The organism is Aeromonas enteropelogenes (assembly GCF_020097295.1).
Lineage (GTDB): Bacteria > Pseudomonadota > Gammaproteobacteria > Enterobacterales > Aeromonadaceae > Aeromonas > Aeromonas enteropelogenes.
Genome location: NZ_CP083625.1, coordinates 2765550 through 2788422 on the forward strand (window position 1 = coordinate 2765550; position 22873 = coordinate 2788422).

Consider the following 22873-nt stretch of genomic DNA (forward strand, 5'->3'; position numbering starts at 1 on the left):
CCATAAAAAATCCGGCGCCATTGGCGCCGGATTTTTTATACGCTGCTGGCGGCTTGCCAGCACGGGATGACCCGCAGGAATTACTGGTAGAGGCCCAGATGCTCTTTGGCGTAGGCTTCGAAATCGGTGCAGCCACCGATGTGCTGCTCGTCCAGGAAGATCTGCGGCACGGTATTGACCGGCTTGCCGGCGCTCTTGGCCAGATCTTCCTTGGTGATGCCTTCTGCGTGGATGTCCACGTAGCGGAATTTGAAATCGTCGCGCTGCTCGACCAGCTGCTCGGCAATTTGCTTGGCGCGGACACAATAGGGGCAACCCGGGCGACCAAAAATCACTGCAAACATTTTATCTCTCCGTTATGGGGTCGTTAATTGAGGCTGGGCCCAGCATAGCCTCGCCTCGTGCTGACTTAAAGCTGAAATTGTCGATACCCTGCTGCGAGTGGCTCTATCGGCTCAACCCTGTGTGGCGAGCCATCGAGAAGCGCTTTGGCTCGCCGTATCAAGCCGGGTTGGGTGTTATCGGGGCAGCCTGACGGTTGCCCCTGTTGTAATCGAGTGGGTTACTGGGCGGCAATCTGGATGGGTTGCTGCTGATAGATGCTCTCCAGCACGCCTTTTTCGAATACGGTCCAGGGCCAGGGCGCCTTGCTGGCACGATAGCGCTCGTGAGTGGCCGGATCCTGCGACAGGCCGCGCTGGAAGATGACGAAGGCCTTGCGTTGGCCACCGGCGGTGTCGATGAAACCGGCCAGGTTGGAGGTGCCTGTGATGGTGCCGGTCTTGGCATGGACCTTGTTTTTCATCATGGGGGCGGTGACGCTGCGTCGCCAGGCCAGGGTGCCATCCACCTGGGAGCTTGGCAGCAGCTTGATGAAGTCGAGCTCGGCATCATTTTTCTGGATGAAGTTCAGCACCGACAGCATTTGGCGGGCGCTGATGAGATTGTGAGCAGAGAGGCCGGAGCCATCGGCCAGGGTGGCGTTGCCAAGGTCAATGCCGTGTTTGGTGAGGATGGCGCGCACTGCCATGGTGCCGCTGCGATAGCTGCCCGGCTTGTTGTAGTAGTGGCGGCCAACGGTTTTCAGGAAGGTGTCGGCGTAGAGGTTGTCCGATTTCTTCAGCATCTTGGCCAGCATGATGGGCAGGGAGACCGAGTAGTGGGTCGCCAGGGTCTGGGCACCGACCGGTGCCTTGTGGGTGATCCGCAGCAGACCGTCGTGCTTGATGCCGGCCCTGTCCATCGCCCAGCGGATGTTGTCCCATCCCCAGGCCTCCACATCGTGAATGGCAAAGCGCAGCCCCTGGGGCTCCTTGTTCGGGGTGATGCAGCCCTTGAGCTCATAGAAGTTGCCCTTTGCCATGTCCACTTCCAGGGCGCAGAACTGGCGCGCCATGTCGCCATAGCTCATCACTTCCACGTTGTCGGCCCCGACGCCGATGGCGACGCCTTTGGCGACATTGCCCACCGCCGGCTTGCCGATCTGGGTGGCGGTGATGGTGGCGTAGGCGCAGTTCTTGTCGATGATGACGGAGGAAACAGGCGCTGCGAAGCAGAGGGTCTGATCACCCCACGACCAGCCATTGCCGCGCTCGTAGCCGTTGTAGGCGCCGGTGTTGACGTAGACGTTGCCATTGATGCGGTTGATGCCGAGCTGCTTGAACAGGGCCAGCAGATCCATTTTCGACAGGGTGGGGTCGCCGACGAAGTTGATCCAGATATCGCCGTTGATGGCGTTGCCCTGTTTGGCACCGGGCTCGGCCTGGATATCGGTGGCGAAGCGGAAGTCAGCGCCCAGCTCCAGGCGGGCGGCCAGGGCGGTCAGCACCTTCATGGTGGAGGCTGGGGCAATCATGTCATCCGCGTTGCGGGCAAACTCAATGCCGTTGTTGCCCTGCACTATGATGGCGTACTGGCCACCCTTGGGCGGGGTGAGCGGGGTGGCGTGAACCGCCATGGAAACGAGGGCGCAAAAACCAATCAACAGCCGCAGCATAGGATCCTCAAACTTGATGAAGGGCGTCGGCAGTGGAGTACCGACTCTGATAATCGACGATGTTCATCTGCCGACCGGCGCTCGTCCTCAATAGAGGGCGTTGGCAGTTCGATACCGGCCGTCATAATCAAAAATTTTCTCTTTCACCTGCCAAAACCGTCCTGACTTGCGAGCGATGACGAAATCCGGGTGACGGAACTGGCCGGATGCGGCCAGCACGCTCTCCAGGGTGGCAAATTCGGGCTCCAGTCCCGGGGCGGGCCAATGATGACGCACAAAGCGCTGTTGAAACAAGCGCCGTGCGCCGACGGAGTGAAAAGCGAAGTATTCGCAGAGGGTGAGGCCATCCTCGTCGTGATAGGTCACCTCCAGCCGCTCCCCCTGTTTGCCACGGCCAGCGGCCAGAGTGAGGCCGGCGCAGCGGATCACCATGCAGTCCTTGAGATTGAGCGCTTCTTTAAGCTTGTCGTCCGGATCCACCAGCAGCTGATCGCAGCTCTGGCAGCGGCGGGCGGCGATGTCGTTCTCAGCCCCGCAGGCGGGGCAGATCTTGGCTCGAAAGCGGTAGTCACACTCCTCGCGGTGGCCCTCGTCATCTTCAAACAACCCCTGACAGCGGCGGCCGTAGTGCTCGATGACCTTGCCATCTTCGTCAGTCTTGCCCCAGAAGGTGTTGGCAAAGCCGCAGGCGGGGCAGGGCACCTGCACCGGCTCGGTGCCGGCGTGGGGCCTGGGTTCCCCCACCTCGGGGGCAAACAGGTTGAAGTTGTTGCCGGCATAATCGAGCACCAGGCAGTCGGTCTTGCCAGGTGACAGGCGCAGGCCGCGCCCCACTATCTGCTGGTAGAGCGACACCGACTCGGTGGGTCTGAGCATCACGATAAGATCGACATGGGGGGCGTCAAAGCCGGTGGTGAGCACCGCCACGTTGACCAGGAACTTGAGTTCGCGGGCCTTGAAAGCGCTGATAAGGGCATCGCGCTCCTGCCCCGGGGTTTCGCCGGTGATCAGGGCCGCTTTCTCTCCTTTGGCACCGAGCAGGCCGTGAATCTCGCGGGCGTGTTCGACGGTGGCGGCGAAGATCATCACCCCCTGACGTTCGGCGGCATACTCCAGTACCTGGCTCAGGATATGGGGGGTGACCCGCTCCTGGCGCTTGAGCTCGCCGTTGAGATCCGCCTCGCTGAAGAGGCCGTTTTCCCGTGGTACCAGCTTGCTGAAGTCGTAGTGGACTATGGGGGCATCAATCAGGCGCGGCGGGGTCAGGTAGCCGTTTTTTACCATGAAACGCAGGGGCAGCTCGAACACGCAGTCGCCAAACAGCCGATCCCCGTGGCTGCGCACCATGCCGTGGTAGTGACGCCGATAAATCCAGCCAAGGCCGAGCCGGTAAGGGGTGGCGGTGAGACCCAATATCTTGAGTGCCGGGTTGGCGGCCTTGAGATGGTCGATCACCTGATGGTACTGACTCTCGTCATCGAGCGACACCCGGTGGCACTCGTCGATGATAAGCAGGGAGAAGGCGCCATCGAAGGCGTCCAGGTTGCGCGCCACCGACTGCACCGAGCCGAACACCACCTGGGCGCTGGCCTCCTTGCGCGACAGTCCGGCGGCGAAGATGTCGGCCTTGAGTCCCCAGGCTTCGTACTTGGCGTGGTTCTGCTCCACCAGCTCCTTGACGTGGGCCAGCACCAGCACCCGGCCGCGGGCTTTTCGCGCCAGCTCGGCGATCACCAGACTCTTGCCGGCCCCGGTGGGCAGCACGATGACGGCGGGATCAGGATGTTTGCGAAAGTGGCTGATGACGGCGTTGACGGCGTCGGTTTGATAGGGTCTGAGAACGAACATGAGGAGAATGGCTGCTGCAAGATGGCGCCATTATAGGGATTCGTTTTTTAAATGTCTGGCTTAAAAACAGAGGGCCGGCAAGCGCGGCCCTCTGGACAGGAGGTGGCAACGAAGCTTAGTGGAAGGGGAACAGGTAGTTGAGCCAGCTCGCCATCCGCAGCAGCACTTTGCGCATGATGGAAACATGGTGGAAGTGGTGGGTGTAGATGGCCGCCTGGCCGCTGGCACCGGCGATCACCTGATACTTGGACCACTCTGGGTCGGTGATCTTGATGGTGACCGGCAAGCGGCCCGGGCGCTGGGCGGTGCTCTGGTCCAGCAGACCTGAGTTGGCCTGTACGTTACCGGCGGCGATGGCGGGCACCACGACAGTGACTTCGCCCTTGAAGATCTTGCCGGGAATGCCGTCGATCACCACTTCGGCCTCGTCGCCGACTTCCAGTCGCTGCATGCTGTTTTGCCAGAACCAGCCCACGTAGTAGTTCTCGCTCTGGTGCACGAAGGTCATGACGGGGCGATAGAGGTAGGGGGTGGCAATCATGCCCGGACGCAGCGCCAGTTGCAGCACGAAGCCGTCGGAGGGGGCAAGCACCACCGTCTGCTCGAGGTCATAGCGGGCTTTCTCCAGCTGGGCCTGCACGTCGTTGACCAGGGCGCGCTGCTGATCGAGCTGGGAGACCAGATCGTCGACATTGGCCTGGCTCACGTCGAGATCCCGCTGCTTGCCGATGCCGCGGCGCAGCAGCTCCTGGGCGCGGTCACGATCCAGCCGGGCGGAGCGCAGGCGTGCGTCGATGGACTTGATGTGATCCTGATTTGACTGCAGGCGGGCCTGCAGGCTGGCAACCTGCTGCTTGAACGGCGTGTCGTCGATGCGAAACAGCACGTCCCCCTGTTTGACCTGCTGGTTCGGTTTGACGGGCACCTCCACGACGCGCCCCTTCACCAGCGGCACTATAGGGGTGGAGATATAGTAGTTGCGCGCCATTTCGGAGTAGGGGTGGTTGTAGTTCATCAGCATGATCAGGGTGCCGATGATCAACACGCCCCCGAGTACCGCCGTCGGTACTGTCCACTTGTTGAGCGGGATACGGAAGATTTTGAAGATGGCCACACAGATGGCCGTGTAGGTCAGGATCAGTAGCAGGTCCATGGCTTATCCCTTTTGTTCGCTCTGTTCGATATGGTTGAGGCGGTTCTTCAGCTCGGCCAGCTCCTCCCTGAGGGCGGCGAGTTCCTCTTCATCCTTTGCCAGACGCTTGTTGAAGCCCCAGCCGCGATCGGGGCGGTAGAGGGTTGCCCAGATCCAGAGAAAGGGCCAGAGGACATGGAGGGTGAAGAGACTGACCCAACCGGCGACATGAATGGCGTCCTGATGGGGGTGGTCGCGGTGCTTGGCTATCTCGTAGGGAATATCGTGGATCACGATGATGCCGTAGAAGATGACCAACCCGACAAACACGAGCAGACCGAGTGCAAAGTAATCAAGGGACATGTAGACCTCCGGCGGCTTGAGCACCCATTGATAATTGGTTTTTGTTGCCACTAAAGCAATTAATAATCACATCGTTAACGTGATATCGCCCGCCATGATAATGCGGAAAGCCTGATTTGGGATGGGGTTTTCAAGGAAGGGCGTTAATATTGTTTTCATCAAAAAGGGGGCCGCACGGGCCCCCTTTTGATTCAGGTGTTATTTGCGTCAACTTTCGCTGGTCTGGCTCACCAGTGGCTGGCGGAACTTGATCAGGAAGGTGGCGGTGATCACGGCAGTGGCGACCAGACCGATGATGGTGGAGATACCCATCTCCAGACCAAAACCGATGGGGGCGTTGGCCAGGTAGGTGAACACCACGGCAGTCATGAACATGGCCGGGATGGTGCATACCCAGTGCAGCTTGCCCTCCTTGATGAGGTAGGCGGCAGCGGCCCACAGCATGATGACGGCAGTGGTCTGGTTGGCCCAGCCGAAATAGCGCCAGATCACCCCGAACTCGGCCTTGGAGATGATGAAACCAAGGACAAACATGGGGATGGCGATCAGCAGACGCTTGGCCATCGGCTTCTGGGTCAGGTTCAGGAAGTCCGCCACGATGAGGCGGGCGCTGCGAAACGCGGTGTCACCCGAGGTGATGGGCAGGATCACCACGCCGAGGATGGCCAGGATGCCGCCAACGGTGCCGAGCAGGCTGGTGGAGACTTCGTGTACCACGGCAGAGGGACCGCCGCTTGCCAGGGTGGCGTTGAGCGCTTCAGTGCTGTCGTAGAAGGAGAGACCCAGGGTGCACCAGATGAGGGCGATGATGCCTTCACCGATCATGGCTCCGTAGAAAATGAAGCGGCCGGATTTTTCGTTCTGCATGCAGCGCGCCATCAGCGGGGACTGGGTGGCGTGGAAGCCGGACACAGCACCACAAGCGATGGTGATGAAGAGCAGCGGCCACAGGGGCAGATCGGTCGGGTGCAGGTTGGAGAAGTCCATTCCTGTGTTGTAGAAGCCCTTGCCGGAGACGATGAGGCCGATGATGAGGCCGACCGACATGAATACCAGCAGTGCGCCGAAGATGGGGTAGAAGCGGCCGATGATCTTGTCGATGGGCACTATGGTCGCCAGGATGTAGTAGGCGAAGATGGCCATGATCCAGTAGACCAGATCGGTGGAGGTCAGGTTGGCCAGCAGGCCCGCCGGGCTCAGCACGAACACCACGCCCACCAGCATCAAAAGCACCACGGCGAACAGGTTCATGAAGTGCTTGGCGGCGTTGCCCAGGTGCTCACCGACCACGGTCGGCACCGAGGCGCCCTTGGCGCGCACCGACAGCATGCCGGAGAAGTAGTCGTGTACCGCACCGGCAAAGATGCAGCCAAACACGATCCACAGCATGGCGACCGGACCATACAGGGCACCCAGGATGGGGCCGAAGATGGGGCCGACGCCGGCGATGTTGAGCAGTTGGACCAGATAGACTTTCTTGTCCGACATGGGGACATAGTCCACCCCGTCCGCCATGGTGATGGCGGGGGTTTTCAGCTCGGGTTTCGGGCCAAATATCCGTTCGATGAATTTGCCGTATACGAAATAGCCGGCTACGAGCAAGCCGACGCATAGGAAGAACCAGACCATTGTTACGCTCCTGCATTGTTATTCTTTGATGTGCATGAGCAGTCTAGCGGGGATGGGCGCAGCCGGCAGTGGAAACGAGGCGAGCGGCGCCATGGCGCTGCGAGTGGTTGGCGCCTGTGATCGGGCGCACACAAACGGCCTTACTCCAGACCCAGCCTATCCTTCAACTCCTTGAGGTAGCGGCGGCTCACCGGCACCCGGGCGCCGCTCGGCGTGACTATTTCCGCCAGCTGGTTTTCCAGCAGCTGGATCTCGAAGATGGCCTCGGGGGCGATCAGATACTGGCGGTGACAACGCAGCAGCGGGCTCTTCTCTTCCAGGGATTTGAGGGTGAGCTGGGTATGAAACAACTCACCCTGGCAAGCCACATGGACGCCGCCGAGATCGGAGAAGGCATACTCCACCTGATTGATGGGCAAGAGGCGCACCCGGTTGTGCAGATAACCCGGAATGTGGTGAATGGCGGGGGCCAGCTTCTCAATCGGTTGCGGGCTGATGTCCTGGCGCAGGCGGGCGATGGTCTTGGCCAGCCTGGCGGGTTCCACCGGTTTGAGCAGGTAGTCGAAGGCGTTCTCCTCGAACGCCTGGATGGCGTACTCGTCGAAGGCGGTGACAAACACGATGCGGGGCAGGGGATCGAGCATGGCCACCAGCTCCATGCCGCTGAGCTTGGGCATCTGGATATCGAGAAACACCACTTGTGGCTTGAGCTGCTGGATAAGCGGCAGCGCCTCGATGGCGTTGGCCGCCGTGCCCAGGATCTCGATGTCGGGATAGCCGGCCAATTGCTGGGCCAGCTCTTCACGGGCGTAGGGCTCGTCATCGACAAGCAGGGCGCGGATCATGATTTCCTCCTATCAAACATGAATGGGTGCATGGGGTCGGCCACAGGGCCGGCGCCATATCCTGCTGACGCCAGGACAGAGATAACGGCCTGCATCAGGGAGCCACTTTTGGAATGGTGCAGGAGACCCGGGTCCACTGCTCCGGTTCGCACGCAACGCTCACCCCGTAGCGCTCGCCAAAGGCGCTCTTGAGTCGTCTGTCCACTATGGTCATGCCCAGGCCATCGCCAGCCGGCTGGGGTTGCCAGGTGCCGGCGTTGTCCTCGACGTGGATGGTCACGCTGTTGGCGCGCTCCTCGGTATAGAGGCGGATCTGCCCCTGCTCCAGCAGGGTCGAGATGCCGTGCTTGATGGCATTTTCAATCAGCGGCTGCAGGGTAAAGCTCGGCAGCTGCAGGTTGGCCAGGTGGGCCGGGATCTCGTTGATCACCGTCAGGCGATCGCCAAAGCGGGCGAGCTCTATCTCCAGATAGGACTGGCAGTGCTCCTGTTCCTCCTGCAGGGTGCTGAGGCCGCTGTGGCGCTTGAGGTTCTTGCGAAAGAACAGGGAGAGATGCAGCAATAGCTCGCGCGCCTTGTCCGGATCCCGCCGGGTGATGGCGCTGATGGTGTTGAGGGTGTTGAACAGGAAATGGGGGTTGATCTGGGCCTGGATAAGCTTGAGCTCGGATTGCACCAGCAGCCGCTGCTGCTGCTCCAGCCGACCGGCTAGCAGCTGCTGCGACAGCAGGTTGGCAATCCCCTCACCCAGGGTGTGGTTGATCTTGAGGAACAGCCGCTTCTTCGGCTCGTAGAGCTTGATGGTGCCGATCACCCCCTTGTCTCCCTGCAGCGGGATCACCAGCACAGAGCCGAGCTGGCACTGGGGTGAAATGCTGCAGCGGTAGGGCTGGCTGTTGCCATCGGCAAACAGCACCTTGTTCTGGGCGATGGCTTCCATGGTGGTGGCCGAGGTGATGGGGGTACCCGGCTTGTGGTGATCCTCCCCGATCCCGATAAAGGCGAGGATCTTGTCGGTATCCGTGATGGCGACTGCGCCGACCCCGGTCTCCTCCTGAATGATTTTTGCGATTTTACTGCTCGCCTCCGGAGTGAAACCCTGGCTCATGATCCCCACGGTGCGGTTGGCGATGTTGAGCGCCTTGGCGGAGAAGACCCGTGAGAACTTCTCGTACATCAATTGCTGGTCGCGGATCATGCTGATGAAGAGCGCCGCCCCGCAGGAGTTGGCCAGGATCATCGGGGTTGCGATGGTGCGCACCAGCAGCAGCGCCTTGTCGAAGGGGGCGGCCACCAGCAAGATGATCACCATCTGCAGCATTTCGGCGTAAAGAGTGGTGAAGAAGGCAACCTTGGGTTCAAACAGCGCGCCCATCCGGCCGGATCGCATCAAGCGCCAGTGCACCAGACCGCCCAGCAGTCCTTCACAAGTGGTGGAGATGGCGCAGGCCAGATCGGTAAATCCCCCCAGGGTATAGCGGTGCAATCCCCCGCTCAGTCCCACCAGAAAGCCCACCAGCGGTCCCCCCAGCAGGCCCCCCAGCACGGCGCCGACTGCCCGGGTATTGGCGATGGCATCATCGATATCCAGCCCCACGTAAGTGCCAAGGATGCAGAAAGCAGAAAAAATGATATATATCAGTATCTTGTGTGGGAGTCTGACGGAGTAGTTGGCCAGCGGGCGCAGCAGAGGGCTTTTTGAGAAGAGATAGGCGATCACCAGGCTGACGCTCATCTGTTGCAGCAAGGAGAGAACCAACTGCATAAAAAACGCTCCTCAAGGGAAAGGTTAAAAAACAGCCAGCATCTGAACAAGTGTGATCAGGATCTTGTTCTGGGGGGCCAATTTTGCGACGTGGGCCGCCAGTTTGCCAGAACGTGCGGATAAAACCATATTAAATCAGCATGTTAAATTGATATTTGTGTAAGCGAGCCGGGGTTGCTATTGGTGGATGGAGCATAAATCTATCCGCTGGATAGGCTACATGGAGGTAGCATGCTCCGCCCGGCCACTGGCTGGGCGTTTTTTATACATGGCCGGATGACAACTTTCCGGTGGGTATTCGAGTGATTATTCCGGTTTGTCCAATGAGTTATCCCCAGCTTCTGGGGATAACTCAAAAAGCGAAGTAATAACAGAAGCGGCGAGTCAGATTGAAGAACTGGCGCTGCCCCTCATCCAGCTCCTCCTGTCTGATACAGCCCGTGATGGTGCGCTCGTCTTCCCGCAGATCGATCATGGTGACGGCTTCCGGGCGTTGGGCCTTGATATAGGGGAGCAGCTTGGGTTTGAGGGGCATGGTGGGCTCGGTGGAAAGCACCAGCCCTATGCTGTCGTCGGACATTTTGACCAGGGAACCCGGTGGATACACCCCCAGGACCTTGATCAGCAATTTGACCAGATTCTGGTCAAATTTTTTCTGGGACAGCTTGTAGAGCTGGCTGATGGCCTGGCTCGGTGCGGCGGCACTGGCGCTGCTGCGGGGGTGAAGCAGCTCGTCATAATAGTCCACCAGCCCGATGAGACGGGCCAGCGGTGGTATATCTCCTCCCTTGAGCCCCAGTGGATATCCGCTACCATCGAGTCGCTCGTGATGCAGGTGAGCCACCTGGCGGATCTTCGGCTCGAAGGCGTTGAGCTGGGTCAGCATGTCCAGTCCGTATTGGGGATGCATGTTGAGAAAGTTCTGCTCGGCCTTGTTCAATTCTCCTCGCTTCAAGGTGATCTGGGTCGGCACCTTCAGCTCGCCGATGTCGTGGATAAGTCCTGCCAGCCCCGCCTCTTCCAGTGCGACCGGGTTCATTCCCAGCTCGCGTCCCATCAGCATGGCGATGAAGGCGACGTTGAGGCTGTGCTGCAACAGAACATCGGTATGGGGGCTGCGGATCAGATGCAGGCCGAGGGGGCCTTCGTGTTCGCTCAGACGGGCGGCGGTATTGCGCACCAGCTGGGCGGCGTTGGCCAAGCCTTCGTCGGGTTTGAGGTTGAGGGCACCCAGGGCGTCGCGAAGCTCCGACATCGACTGGCCAAAGGCCTTGTCGGCGGCGCGCATGGAGCGGCGAAAGGCTTTCTCATCGAAGGGGGGAGGGCCGGCATCGGTCGGCTCTTCTGTGGCATCCAGCTCGTCAAGATCGGGGCCTGCATCCGGTACATCCCCGCGCAGCAAGGGTTCGACGGGGAGATCGCTCTTGTCCGGGTCAACCATCAGAAGGTGGAGATCCAGGTGGCGAATGATGTCGAGTTGCTGCTGGTCTTTGATCTTGAAGGTATTAAACATAAAAGGGTGGTTGGTCCATCCGGTTGGCAGATGGATGAAGTGGCCTACCTTCAACTGTTCTATCGAAACCTGGATCAGTGCCATTGGAACGCCTGCATTTCTTGAATGCCTCTCAAACAAGCTAGCAAAATCCGATGGATAGACAACTAAAAATCCGTTTAGCACCCCTGGAGAAGGGTCAGGTTGTGACCTCTTTCTCTCTTAATTCACTCTTAAGTTTCGCCGATTAGTCTGACGCCATGGTTTTAGTCAGTTAATCCGGGTCAATCACAGGCTGACCCGTTCGCTAGGAGTTGTTAATGCGTATTGCGCTCGGTGTGCTGAAGGCGAATTTGCTGCTGGTACTGTTTTTTGCGCTGGTGCTGAACTGGCCGATCTTCTTGCATTTCTACAAGGTGCTCAGCGGTCTGGAACATGTCAAAACCGGATTCGTACTCTCCATTCCCCTGGTGTTGGTGGCGGCGCTCAATGCCGTCTTTATTCCCTTTACCTTCCGCTTTATCCTCAAACCCTTCTTTACCCTGCTGATCCTGACCGGCTCCATCGTCAGCTACGCCATGCTCAAATATGGCGTTGTCTTCGATGCCGGCATGATGCAGAACATAGTGGAGACCAACAGTAGGGAAGCCACCTCCTATCTGAACGGGTCGGTCGCCCTCTGGTTCCTGCTGACCGGCATACTGCCGACCCTGGGGCTCTGGTCGCTGAAGATCCGCTATCCCGCCACCTGGTACAAGGGACTGGCGCTGCGCGCCGGTTCGCTGGCGCTCTCCCTGCTGGTGGTGGGCAGCATGGCCGCCCTCTATTACCAGGATTACGCCTCGGTCGGGCGCAACAACAAGTCCCTTGGCAAGGAGATAGTGCCCGCCAACTATGTTAACGGGCTCTACAAATATGCCCGTGATGTGGTCTTCGCGACCCCGATCCCCTACCAGCAGATCGGCACCGATGCCAAGCTGATCGCCAAGGATGCCAAGCCGACTCTGATGTTCCTGGTCGTGGGGGAAACGGCGCGCAGCCAGAACTACTCCCTCAACGGTTATGCCAAGGCGACCAACAGCTTTACCGCGAAAGAGGAGGGGATAGTGTCGTTTCGGGATGTGCGCTCCTGCGGCACGGCGACGGCTGTCTCGGTGCCCTGCATGTTCTCCAACCTGACCCGCCGCGGCTACGATGATCAGCTGGCCGGCTCCCGTGACGGGTTGCTCGATGTGCTGCAACATGCCGGTGTCTCCGTGCTCTGGAAAGAGAACGACGGGGGCTGCAAAGGAGTGTGCCGTAATGTGCCGACCATAGAAATCGCCCCCAGGGATTATCCGGCCCTTTGCAAGGGTGGCTCCTGCTATGACGAGGTGTTGCTGGAAGGACTGGATCAGCAGATCGCCGCCATGAAGGGCAACAAGCTGGTGGCGTTTCACCTGATGGGCAGCCATGGACCGACTTATTTCCGTCGCTATCCCGCCAGCGAGCGTACCTTCGTGCCGGACTGCCCGCGCAGCGACATCGAAAACTGCACCAATGAAGAGCTGGTGAACACCTATGACAACACCATCCGCTACACCGACAAGGTGGTGGCCCGGCTCATCGACAAGCTGAAATCCCTGGAGAGTCAGTACAACGTAGGGTTGGTCTACCTCTCGGATCATGGCGAATCCCTCGGTGCCATGGGCCTCTATCTGCACGGTACGCCCTACAAGTTCGCGCCGGATGATCAGACCCGGGTGCCGCTGCTGACCTGGTTTTCTCCCCAGTTGCAGACGGATCGCCAGCTGAACATGGATTGTCTGCAGCAGGAGGCGGGCAGCAAGCGCTTCTCCCACGACAACCTGTTCCACTCGATGCTGGGGATCATGGATGTGCAAACCAAGGTCTACAACGGAGCGCTGGATCTGTTCAAACCGTGCCGGGCGGGGTAGGAGCCTAACTCCAGGCAAACAAGCAAAACAAAACGGCAGCCCTCGGGCTGCCGTTTGTCATTATGGGCCTTGCGTCGCCAGGGCTACTTCTGCTCCATGATGATCTGCAGCAGATCCCCTTCCAGCAGGGCCCGTTTCACCAGGGCAAAACCACCGATGGTGGGCTGGTTCTGGAAGCGCGCCTTCACGATGGGCAGGCCACGGTGGAAGCTTGGCAGCGACTGGTGTTCGACACAGCGGCGGATGGCCGGGAACAGGATCTCTTCGGCGGCGGTGATTTCGCCGGCGATCAGCACCTTCTGCGGGTTGAACAGGTTGACCGTGATGGCTACCGCCCGCCCCAGATGCTCCCCCACGTTCTCGATCACGCTGTGAGCCAGTTCATCCCCCGCTTGCGCTGCCTTGCACACTTCCTGGATGGTGATGTGTTTTTCTTGCAGCGAGCTCTGGTGGCCACGGCTGATGAGCTCCTTCACCTTGTCGACGATGGCCTCGTTGGAGGCGATGGTCTCGAGGCAGCCGAAGTTGCCGCAGTGGCAGCGCTTGCCGAGCGGTTCGACCTGGATGTGGCCGATCTCGCCCACGTTGCGGTTCTGGCCTAAAAACACCTGCCCTTTGGTGATGATCCCCGACCCCGTCCCCTGGTGCACGCTCACCAGGATTGAGTCCATGCAGTCGCGGGACTCGCCGAAGAAGTGTTCGGCCAGCGCCAGGGAGCGGGTGTCGTTGCCCACATAGCAGGGGAGGTTGAAGTGGTTCTCCAGGAGCTTCGCCAGCGGCAGGTTGCGGATCTGGTACTTGGGGGTGTAGATAACCATGCCGGATTCGGGGTTGACCAGACCCGGCATGGTGAGCGCGATGCTGATGAGATTGCGGCTGCGTTCGCTGTTGGCATCGATAAAGGCGCCAATCTCCCGCAGCAGCATGTCGACCACGGGTTGCTGGTCGATCTCGGCCACCTGGGTGATGTGCTGGTCGAGCTCCTTGCCATCGAGATCATAGAGACTCAGGTGCAGGTAGCCACGGCCCAGCTTGGCAGAGACAAATTGAAAGCGATGCTTGATGGTGGTCAGGGAGATGGCGCGCCGTCCGCCGGTAGAGGCTTGCGGCGAGGTCTCCTTGATCAGGCCATGCTCGATCAGTTGCCGGGTGATCTTGGTCACGCTGGCCGGGGCCAGGTGACTCAGTTCGGCAATTTTGACCCGGGAGATGGGCCCTTGCAGGTCGATGAGCCGATACACGGCCGCACTGTTGACCTGCTTGATAAGATCTACGTTTGCTATTTGTCCGCCAGTCATGATGTCACTGTTGTGTGTAGTGTCCGTTAACCACGGTCCCGCGGACCGTGAAGTCCTGATCGAATACAGTGAGGTTGGCAATCTTGCCGACCTGGATACTACCGAGACGTGAGTCCCATCCAATGGCGCGTGCCGGGTAGAGGCTGGCCATTCTCAGTGCTTCATCAAGCGGTAATCCGACCTGTTTGACCAGATTCTCCACCCCTTCAATCATGGTGAGGGAAGAGCCGCCGAGTGTACCATTCTCGTCAATGCACTGACCATCGCGTAAAAACACGGTCGTGCCACAAAAATCAAATTTCTCAAAGCCTTCCGGCGCGCCTGCCGCCGCGGTGGCATCGGTGACCAGCACCAGTCGCTCGCCGAGGATCTTGTGGGCCAGGCGCACGTTGGCGTAGTGCACGTGGTGACCGTCGACGATGACGCCGGTGTAGACATCCTTGCGATCGTAGATGGCACCGACCACGCCAGGCTCGCGGCCGTTCAGGGTCGGGGTCATGGCGTTGTAGAGGTGGGTGGCAAAGCGGATGCCATTGTCAAAGCCCGCCATCGCCTGATCGTAACTGGCGGCGGTGTGGCCGGCGGAGACCAGGATGCCGGCTTCCACCAGACGGCGGATATGGGCTGGATCGTTGCGCTCGGGGGCCAGGGTGATCTTGGCGATGGCATCGGCGTTGGCACAGAAGAAGTCGATCATCTCGTCCGCCGGCTGGCGGATCTGGGCGGCAGGATGGATCCCCTTGCGCTTGAGATTGGTGTAAGGGCCTTCCAGATGTACCCCCAGCACCTCGTTGGGGTGCGCCGCCATGTAGTCGCGGGTGACGGCGACGGCCTGCTTCATGTCTGCATCCGGACTGGTGATCAGGGTCGGCAGGAAGCTGGTGGTACCGGATTTGAGGTTGGCCGCCTGCATGATGGCCAGGGTCTCCACCTTGATGTCGGTGTTGAACATCACGCCGCCACAGCCGTTGAGCTGGACGTCGATGAAACCGGCGGTCAGGTTGGCACCTTCAAGATCGAATCGCTCGATCCCCTCGGGCAACTCATCCAGATGGGAGATGGCGACAATCTTGTCGCCCTCGATGACGACCCCGTAACCGGTCAGCACACAGCTGCCGGTGTAGAGGGTGCAGTTGGTCAATGCGTACATGTTCACTCCTTACAGGCGGCCGATGTTGGCGGCTTCCAGCTGCTGGAAGTAACGCACCGTCTTGACCTTGAGCTCCATGGTGGAGGGCTCGTCACATACCATCATGCCTTTCGGGTGCAGTTGCAGGGTGGAGATGGTCCACATGTGGTTGACGCTGCCTTCCACGGCGGCCTGCAGGGCCAGCGCCTTGCTGTGGCCGGTCACCAGGATCATGATCTCTTCGGCATCCATCAGGGTACCGACGCCCACGGTCAGGGCCAGCTTGGGCACTTGCTCGGTGTCGCCGCCGAAGAAGCGGGAGTTGGCGATGCGGGTGTCTTCGGTCAGGGTCTTGACCCGGGTGCGGGAGGAGAGGGAGGAGGCCGGCTCGTTGAACGCGATGTGGCCGTCATTGCCCACGCCGCCCATGAACAGGTGGATCTTGCCGTAGGACTTGATCTTGTCCTCGTAACGCTTGCACTCGGCTACCAGATCCTCGGCGTTGCCGTTGAGGATGTTGATGTTTTCCGGGCGAATGTCCACGTGATTGAAGAAGTTGTTGTACATGAAGCTGTGGTAGCTCTCCGGATGATCTTCCGGCAGGCCCACGTACTCGTCCATGTTGAAGGTGACCACGTGCTCGAAGCTCACTTCACCGGCCTTGTGCAGTTCGATCAGGCGCTTGTAGGTGTTGAGCGGGGTGCCGCCGGTGGGCAGACCGAGCACGAAGGGACGATCAGCGGTCGGCTTGAACGCATTGATACGGTCAACGATGTAACGGGCTGACCAGAGGCCGACTTGGCTGGCAGATTTCAACGGGATCAGACGCATGTTGGATTCCTCGGTGTCGGTTTGCGACCGCTTGGACGGTGGCAATGGGCTAAGATGGATTCAAGTTGTTTTATAGCGTAAATAAAGATTGCGAACTAAGCCACATCTATCCGCTACCTTTATCTTGTTTGGGTGATAATGATCACGATTATCGGTTTATTAATTTGCGCAGCGAAATAAAACCCCTAGACTGCCAATCAAGCCTTGATGGCTTATGCGTCAAACGTGATAAGCACTTAATTTCTAGAAATACATTAACTAAGGAGAGGAACCGTGAACATTCTCGGTTATTTACAAAAGATCGGCCGTGCCCTGATGGTGCCGGTAGCGGTGTTGCCTGCCGCTGCGATCCTGATGGGGGTTGGCTACTGGATTGACCCGAATGGTTGGGGTGGTGACAGCGCGCTGGCTGCCTTCCTGATCAAGGCGGGCGCCGCCATTATCGACAACATGTCCGTGCTGTTTGCGGTCGGTGTCGCCTATGGTATGTCCAAAGATAAAGACGGTTCTGCCGCACTGGCCGGTCTGGTCGGTTTCCTGGTAGTGACCACCCTGCTGAGCCCGGGCGCGGTTGCCCAGATCAAGAGCATCCCGCTGGAAGAAGTTCCGGCCGCGTTTGGCAAGATCAACAACCAGTTCGTGGGTATCCTGTGTGGCGTTATCGCCGCTGAGCTGTATAACCGCTTCAGCAGCGTCGAGCTGCACAAGGCACTCTCCTTCTTCTCCGGCCGTCGTCTGGTGCCGATCGTGACCTCAGTGGTGATGATCATCGTATCTTTCATCCTGATGGCCGTATGGCCTGCCATCTATGGCGGTCTGGTCGGTTTCGGTGAGTCCATCGTGAGCCTGGGCTCCACTGGCGCCGGTATCTACGCCTTCTTCAACCGTCTGCTGATCCCGATCGGTCTGCACCACGCCCTGAACTCCGTGTTCTGGTTCAACGTGGCCGGTATCAACGACATCCCGAACTTCCTGGGTGGTCAGGCTACCATCGATGCCGCGCTGGCCGCTGGCAAGAGCCTGGATCAGGTGAAAGGCGTGGTCGGTATGTACCAGGCTGGCTTCTTCCCCATCATGATGTTCGGTCTGCCGGGTGCCGCGCTGGCCATCTACCACTCCGCCAAGAAAGAGAACAAAGAGAAAGTTGCGTCCATCATGATCGCCGCCGCTTTCGCCTCCTTCTTCACTGGTGTAACCGAGCCGCTCGAGTTCTCCTTCATGTTCGTGGCGCCGGTGCTGTATGTCATCCACGCCGTGCTGACCGGTATCTCCGTGTTCATCGCCGCCTCCATGCACTGGATGGCCGGTTTCGGCTTCAGTGCCGGTCTGGTGGATATGGTGCTCTCCAGCCGCAACCCGCTGGCAACCAACTGGTACATGCTGATTGCTCAGGGTCTGGTGTTCTTCGGTCTGTACTACGTGGTCTTCCGCGCCGTCATCGCCAAGCTGAATCTGAAGACCCCGGGTCGTGAAGAGGAAGAGGAGAGCGCTCCGGCGGTTGCTCAGACTACTGACCGTACCGAACTGGCCAAGCAGTACCTGGAAGTGCTGGGTGGTCATGACAACCTGGTCACCATCGATGCCTGCATCACCCGTCTGCGTCTGACCCTGAAAGATCGCAGCATCGTGGATGAGCGCAAGCTCAAAGCCTTGGGCGCGGCCGGTGTGGTCAAGCTCGGTGAGCAGAACCTGCAGGTGATTCTGGGCCCATTGGCCGAAATCATCGCCGGTGAAATGAAGGCCCTGCGTTAATCGGGCGCCAAGCTCGCCTCAAGTCTAAGTCCATTGTTGACATAACTAAGGGCCCCGCTTAGGGGCCCAATATAAAAAAAGCCAAGAAATTCCAACCTTTACTTCAAATGAGAGCAGCAGTTATGAACTTGAAACATTCTCTGTTAGCCATTGCCATGTCTACCGTTTTTGCCACCCAGGTACAGGCAGCCGATGCCGCCAAGCAAGCCGTGGTCGATTCCCTCGCCAATAACCTGGTGGTCAAGTATGAAGTGGTCACCAACGACGGTGCCGGTGCCGGTCTCGATTGCCAGGCGCTGGGCTCCGAGTGGGCGAGCTGTGGCGTTGCCAAGCTGCACCTGACCAACACCGGTGCCGATGTGACCTCCAAGGACTGGAGCCTCTATGTCTCCTCCATCCGCCGCATCCAGCGGGTGGACAACGACCAGTTCACCATTACCCACCTCACTGGCGACCTCTATCGTTTGACGCCAACCGAGAAGTTCCAGGGGTTTGCCAAGGATGCGACCGTGGAAGTGCCGCTGGTCGTGGAGTACTGGGTATTGTTCGAATCTGACATCATGCCGAACTGGTATGTGGCCAGCGAAGGGGCCGAGCCGAAAGTGCTGGCCAGCATGAGCAACATCAATGATGCCACCACCTACGAGAAGCCGATGCCGGCCGATGGCTGGAAGCGCACCAAGGATGACAACAACATCCTGATGAACAGCGAGACCCGTTTTGCTGCCAACCAGACCAGCACCCTGCTGCCGGCGGGCAAGATCGACAACCAGATCTTGCCGACCCCGATGAAGCAGGTAGTGAAAGCAGGTCCGCAGGTCGACTTCTCCACCATCAAGCTCAACGCCCTGGATCTGCCGACCGATCGCGCCGAGACCCTGAAGGCTCAACTGACCAAGCTGGGTGTTACCCTCTCCGACACCGGCTATCCAGTGACCATCAAACTTGGCAGCAAGGTCAAGCAGGCCGAAGGCTACGACATGACCATCGGCCAGAAGGGCACCGTCATCCAGGGCCATGACATTGCGGGTGCCTTCTGGGGCGCGCAATCCTTGGTCTCCCTGCTGGGCGTCGATGACAAGCTGGTCTCCCCGATGAGTGTCGAGGATGCGCCGCGCTTCGAATACCGTGGCATGCAGACCGACGTGGCCCGTCACTTCCGCAGCCTGGACACCATGAAGAAGCTGGTTGACCAGATGTCCGCCACCAAGCTCAACGTGCTGCATCTGGGTCTGACCAACGATGAAGGCTGGCGTATCGAGATCCCGGGCCTGCCGGAGTTGACCGATGTCGGCAGCAAGCGTTGCCACGATCTCTCCGAAACCCAGTGCCTGCTGCCGCAGCTCGGCTCCGGCCCCACCAGCGACAACATGGGCACCGGTTTCTACAGCAAGGCTGACTACGTCGAGCTGGTGCGTTATGCCAAGGCTCGCGGCGTGACCGTGATCCCCGAGATCAACATGCCGGCCCACGCCCGTGCCGCCGTGGTTTCCATGGAGGCGCGCTACAAGCGTCTGATGGCAGAAGGCAAAGAGGCCGAAGCTAACCAGTTCCGTCTGACTGACCCGGCGGATACCTCCAACGTCACCTCGGTGCAGTTCTACGACAAGATGTCCTTCATCAACCCCTGCCAGCCGGGTGCCGCCACCTTCGTTGCCAAGGTGATGGATGAAGTGGCCAGAATGCACGAGGCCGCTGGCCAGCCGCTTACCGCTTGGCACTACGGTGGTGACGAGGCGAAGAACATCATGCTGGGCGGTGGTTATCAAGACCCGAACGTCACCAAACCGGAAGAGCTGGTGGGTTGGCGCGGCAATACCGACTGGAGCAAGCAGGACAAGCCGTTTGGCAAGTCCCCCATGTGCCAGAAGATGATCGAGGATGGCAAGATCAAGGACGTGGCCGAGCTGCCGGTCTACTTCGCCAAGGAAGTGAGCGAGATGGTCAAGGGCCACGGCTTCTCCACCCTGCAGGCGTGGGAAGATGGTCTGAAGTACGCCAAGGATGCCAGCGTGTTCGCCACCGACAAGACCCGCGTCAACTTCTGGGAAACCCTCTACTGGGGTGGCTTCAACGAAGCGATGAAGTGGGCTCACAACGGTTATGACGTGGTGCTCTCCAACCCGGATTACCTCTACTTCGACTTCCCGAACGAGGTGCACCCGGCCGAGCGTGGCTACTACTGGGCAACCCGTTTCAACGACACCCGCAAGGTGTTCGCCTTCGCCCCGGAAAACCTGCCGCAGAACGCCGAGACCTCGGTTGACCGCGACGGCAACGCCTTCGTGGCCAAGGGTGACCAGGAGCCGGTCAAGTTCAAGGGTATCTCCGGTCAGCAGTGGAGCGAAACCGTGCGCACCGACGCCCAGTATGAGTACATGGTTTACCCCCGTGTCTTCTCCGTGGCCGAGCGTGCCTGGCACAAGGGTGGCTTCGAGCTGGATTACGTGAAGGGCCGCGAGTTCTCCGGTGAGACCAAGCACGTCAACAAGGCCACTCTGAACAAAGAGTGGAACCAGTTTGCCAACCTGCTGGGTCAGCGCGTACTGCCTAAGCTCGATCAGGCCGGTGTCGAATACCGCCTCTCCGTACCGGGCGCCAGGGTGGTGAACGGTGTGCTGGAAGCGAACGTGGATCTGCCGGGCCTGCCCATCCAGTACAGCCTGGATGGCACCACCTGGACTGCCTACGACGCTGCGGCCAAGCCAAGCGTGACTGGCAAGGTCTACCTGCGCACTGTCAGCTTCGATGGCAAGCGTACCAGCCGTGTGACCGAGCTGAACTGATAGCGCTCAATCCATAACGCAAGGTGGGTCGCAAGACCCGCCTTTCCCAAGAGCGGTGGTCATCGGTCTTGGGAAAGGTTGACTATGCGTGTGAGCCTTTGTTGTGTGTATTGTCTGTTTTTCATCACCTTCTACCCCGCCTCGTGCGGGGCTTTTTTTGTGCTTTTTGCTGGAGTTCTTCCCCTGGGCGCTATTTTTGGCGCGTCAATGGCATGGAACGGCCAAATTCAGGTTGAGGCAGGGCGCGTAATGAGGGATCATATCCGGCTTGACGGCGGGGGGATGAGGGTGCCAGTCGGCACAACTTCCGCCAGTGACGCTTTTTTGAGGTGAGCCATGAGTCAGGCGAACAGCCCAACTAACTTTATCCGTCAGATCATTGATGAGGATCTGGCCAGTGGTAAGCACACCAGCGTGCATACCCGTTTTCCGCCCGAGCCGAACGGTTATCTTCACATCGGCCACGCCAAGTCCATCTGCCTGAACTTCGGCATCGCCCGTGACTACCAGGGCCAGTGCAACCTGCGTTTCGATGACACCAACCCGGTCAAAGAAGACATCGAGTATGTCGAGTCCATCAAGCAGGACGTGCAGTGGCTGGGCTTCCAGTGGAATGGCGAGATCTGCTACTCCTCCGACTATTTCGACAAGCTGCACGGTTATGCCGTTGAGCTTATCGAAAAAGGGCTGGCCTATGTGGACGAGCTCTCTGCCGAGCAGATGCGCGAATACCGTGGCACCCTGACCGCCCCGGGCAAGAACAGCCCGTTCCGCGATCGCAGCGTGGAAGAGAACCTGGCGCTGTTCGAGAAGATGAAGAACGGCGAGTTTGCCGAAGGCACCGCCTGCCTGCGCGCCAAGATCGACATGGCCTCTCCCTTCATGGTGATGCGCGATCCGGTGATCTACCGCATCAAGTTTGCCCACCACCACCAGACCGGTGACAAGTGGTGCATCTATCCGATGTACGACTTCACCCACTGCATCTCGGACGCCCTGGAGGGGATCACCCACTCCATCTGTACCCTGGAGTTCCAGGACAACCGTCGTCTCTATGACTGGGTGCTGGACAACATCACCATCGACTGCCACCCGCGTCAGTACGAGTTCTCCCGTCTGAACCTCGAGTACACCGTCATGTCCAAGCGCAAGCTGAACCTGCTGGTGACCGAGAAGCACGTGGATGGTTGGGACGATCCGCGCATGCTGACCGTCTCCGGTCTGCGCCGCCGTGGCTATACCCCGGCCTCCATCCGCGAGTTCTGCAAGCGCATCGGTGTGACCAAGCAGGACAACATCGTCGAGATGAGCATGCTGGAAGCCTGCATCCGCGAAGATCTCAACGAGAATGCCCCGCGCGCCATGGCCGTGCTGAATCCGGTGAAGGTCGTCATCGAGAACCTGGCGGCCGACGAAGTGCTGACCGCGCCGGCTCACCCGAGCAAGGCCGAGATGGGTACCCGCGAGCTGAATTTCACCCGCGAGATCTTCATCGACGAGGCTGACTTCAAAGAGGAAGCCAACAAGCAGTTCAAGCGTCTGGTGCTGGGCAAGGAAGTGCGTCTGCGCAACGCCTATGTCATCAAGGCTGAACGGGTCGAGAAGGATGCCGACGGCAAGGTCACCTGCATCTACTGCAGCTACGACGCCGACACCCTGGGCAAGGATCCGGCCGATGGCCGCAAGGTGAAAGGGGTGATCCACTGGGTCAGCGCCACTCACTCCCTGCCTGCCGAAGTGCGTCTCTATGACCGCCTGTTCAAGGTGCCAAATCCGGGTGCCGAAGAGGACTTCGAAGCCGCACTCAACCCGGACTCCCTGGTGATCGTCCAGGGGGCCCGCGTCGAAGCTTCTCTCAAGAACGCCCAGCCGGAGCAGGCTTACCAGTTTGAGCGCGAAGGCTACTTCTGCGCCGACAACAAGCTCTCCAGCCCGGAGCACCTGGTGTTCAACCGCACCGTGGCCCTGCGCGACTCCTGGGGCAAGGTAGAAGGCTAAGTGAGCAGGGTAGGGGTGACCCTGCCCTCTGTTTGGCAATCAGCGTTGCCCAGGACAATAAAAAAGCCAGCA

At 59.5% G+C, this 22873-nt stretch carries 16 protein-coding genes; 4 read left to right on the plus strand and 12 right to left on the minus strand.

The window, feature by feature from the left end; translation table 11 throughout:
* Window positions 1-80: 80 nt before the first annotated feature.
* From LA321_RS13080 to LA321_RS13120, 9 genes are all read right to left on the minus strand, one after another.
* Window positions 81-344 carry a GrxA family glutaredoxin gene (locus LA321_RS13080; protein ID WP_026456982.1) on the minus strand — a complete coding sequence of 88 codons (264 nt, stop codon included), beginning with the start codon at window positions 342-344 and terminating at the stop codon, window positions 81-83.
* 218 nt (window positions 345-562) lie between these two features.
* Window positions 563-1996 (minus strand): D-alanyl-D-alanine carboxypeptidase/D-alanyl-D-alanine endopeptidase, encoded by a 1434-nt coding sequence (gene dacB, locus LA321_RS13085; protein ID WP_042025588.1) that lies wholly within the window; start codon window positions 1994-1996, stop codon window positions 563-565.
* 87 nt (window positions 1997-2083) lie between these two features.
* A complete protein-coding gene (locus LA321_RS13090) occupies window positions 2084-3844 on the minus strand; it encodes a DEAD/DEAH box helicase (protein ID WP_042072038.1) in 1761 nt (586 codons plus the stop codon).
* A gap of 115 nt (window positions 3845-3959) precedes the next feature.
* Complete coding sequence (locus LA321_RS13095; RefSeq protein WP_026457467.1) at window positions 3960-4997, minus strand: HlyD family secretion protein; 1038 nt, start codon at window positions 4995-4997, stop codon at window positions 3960-3962.
* A 3-nt stretch (window positions 4998-5000) separates the two neighbouring features.
* Window positions 5001-5339 (minus strand): DUF3302 domain-containing protein, encoded by a 339-nt coding sequence (locus LA321_RS13100; protein WP_026457466.1) that lies wholly within the window; start codon window positions 5337-5339, stop codon window positions 5001-5003.
* A gap of 207 nt (window positions 5340-5546) precedes the next feature.
* Window positions 5547-6968, minus strand: a complete 1422-nt coding sequence (locus tag LA321_RS13105) for a carbon starvation CstA family protein (RefSeq protein ID WP_042072036.1) — start codon at window positions 6966-6968, stop codon at window positions 5547-5549.
* Between the two features lie 140 nt (window positions 6969-7108).
* Window positions 7109-7813: a two-component system response regulator BtsR gene (btsR, locus tag LA321_RS13110; protein WP_042072035.1), complete on the minus strand. Its 705-nt coding sequence runs from the start codon at window positions 7811-7813 to the stop codon at window positions 7109-7111.
* Window positions 7814-7907: 94 nt separating this feature from the next.
* Complete coding sequence (locus LA321_RS13115) at window positions 7908-9578, minus strand: sensor histidine kinase (RefSeq protein ID WP_042072033.1); 1671 nt, start codon at window positions 9576-9578, stop codon at window positions 7908-7910.
* A 352-nt stretch (window positions 9579-9930) separates the two neighbouring features.
* Window positions 9931-11175, minus strand: a complete 1245-nt coding sequence (locus LA321_RS13120) for an HD-GYP domain-containing protein (protein WP_042072032.1) — start codon at window positions 11173-11175, stop codon at window positions 9931-9933.
* 215 nt (window positions 11176-11390) lie between these two features.
* On the opposite strand from LA321_RS13120, the gene LA321_RS13125 reads away from it, so the two are divergent.
* Window positions 11391-13007: a phosphoethanolamine transferase gene (locus LA321_RS13125; RefSeq protein WP_042072031.1), complete on the plus strand. Its 1617-nt coding sequence runs from the start codon at window positions 11391-11393 to the stop codon at window positions 13005-13007.
* Between the two features lie 83 nt (window positions 13008-13090).
* Here the strand turns inward: LA321_RS13125 and nagC are convergent, their stop codons facing one another.
* Genes nagC through nagB form a run of 3 tightly spaced genes read right to left on the minus strand, consistent with a single transcriptional unit; the run spans window position 13091 to window position 16265 of the window.
* Complete coding sequence (gene nagC / locus LA321_RS13130; protein ID WP_042025596.1) at window positions 13091-14305, minus strand: DNA-binding transcriptional regulator NagC; 1215 nt, start codon at window positions 14303-14305, stop codon at window positions 13091-13093.
* A gap of 4 nt (window positions 14306-14309) precedes the next feature.
* Window positions 14310-15455: an N-acetylglucosamine-6-phosphate deacetylase gene (gene nagA, locus LA321_RS13135; protein ID WP_026457908.1), complete on the minus strand. Its 1146-nt coding sequence runs from the start codon at window positions 15453-15455 to the stop codon at window positions 14310-14312.
* A gap of 9 nt (window positions 15456-15464) precedes the next feature.
* A complete protein-coding gene (nagB, locus tag LA321_RS13140) occupies window positions 15465-16265 on the minus strand; it encodes a glucosamine-6-phosphate deaminase (protein WP_026457909.1) in 801 nt (266 codons plus the stop codon).
* A gap of 273 nt (window positions 16266-16538) precedes the next feature.
* Between nagB and nagE the strand changes: the two genes are divergently transcribed.
* The 3 genes from nagE (at window position 16539) to glnS (ending at window position 22801) form a co-directional block, all read left to right on the plus strand.
* On the plus strand, window positions 16539-18017 hold the full coding sequence (nagE, locus tag LA321_RS13145; protein ID WP_042025599.1) for an N-acetylglucosamine-specific PTS transporter subunit IIBC: 1479 nt from the start codon (window positions 16539-16541) through the stop codon (window positions 18015-18017).
* A 122-nt stretch (window positions 18018-18139) separates the two neighbouring features.
* Window positions 18140-20803: a beta-N-acetylhexosaminidase gene (locus LA321_RS13150; RefSeq protein WP_042072029.1), complete on the plus strand. Its 2664-nt coding sequence runs from the start codon at window positions 18140-18142 to the stop codon at window positions 20801-20803.
* A gap of 336 nt (window positions 20804-21139) precedes the next feature.
* Window positions 21140-22801 (plus strand): glutamine--tRNA ligase, encoded by a 1662-nt coding sequence (gene glnS, locus LA321_RS13155; protein WP_042072027.1) that lies wholly within the window; start codon window positions 21140-21142, stop codon window positions 22799-22801.
* The last annotated feature ends 72 nt before the right edge of the window (window positions 22802-22873 follow it).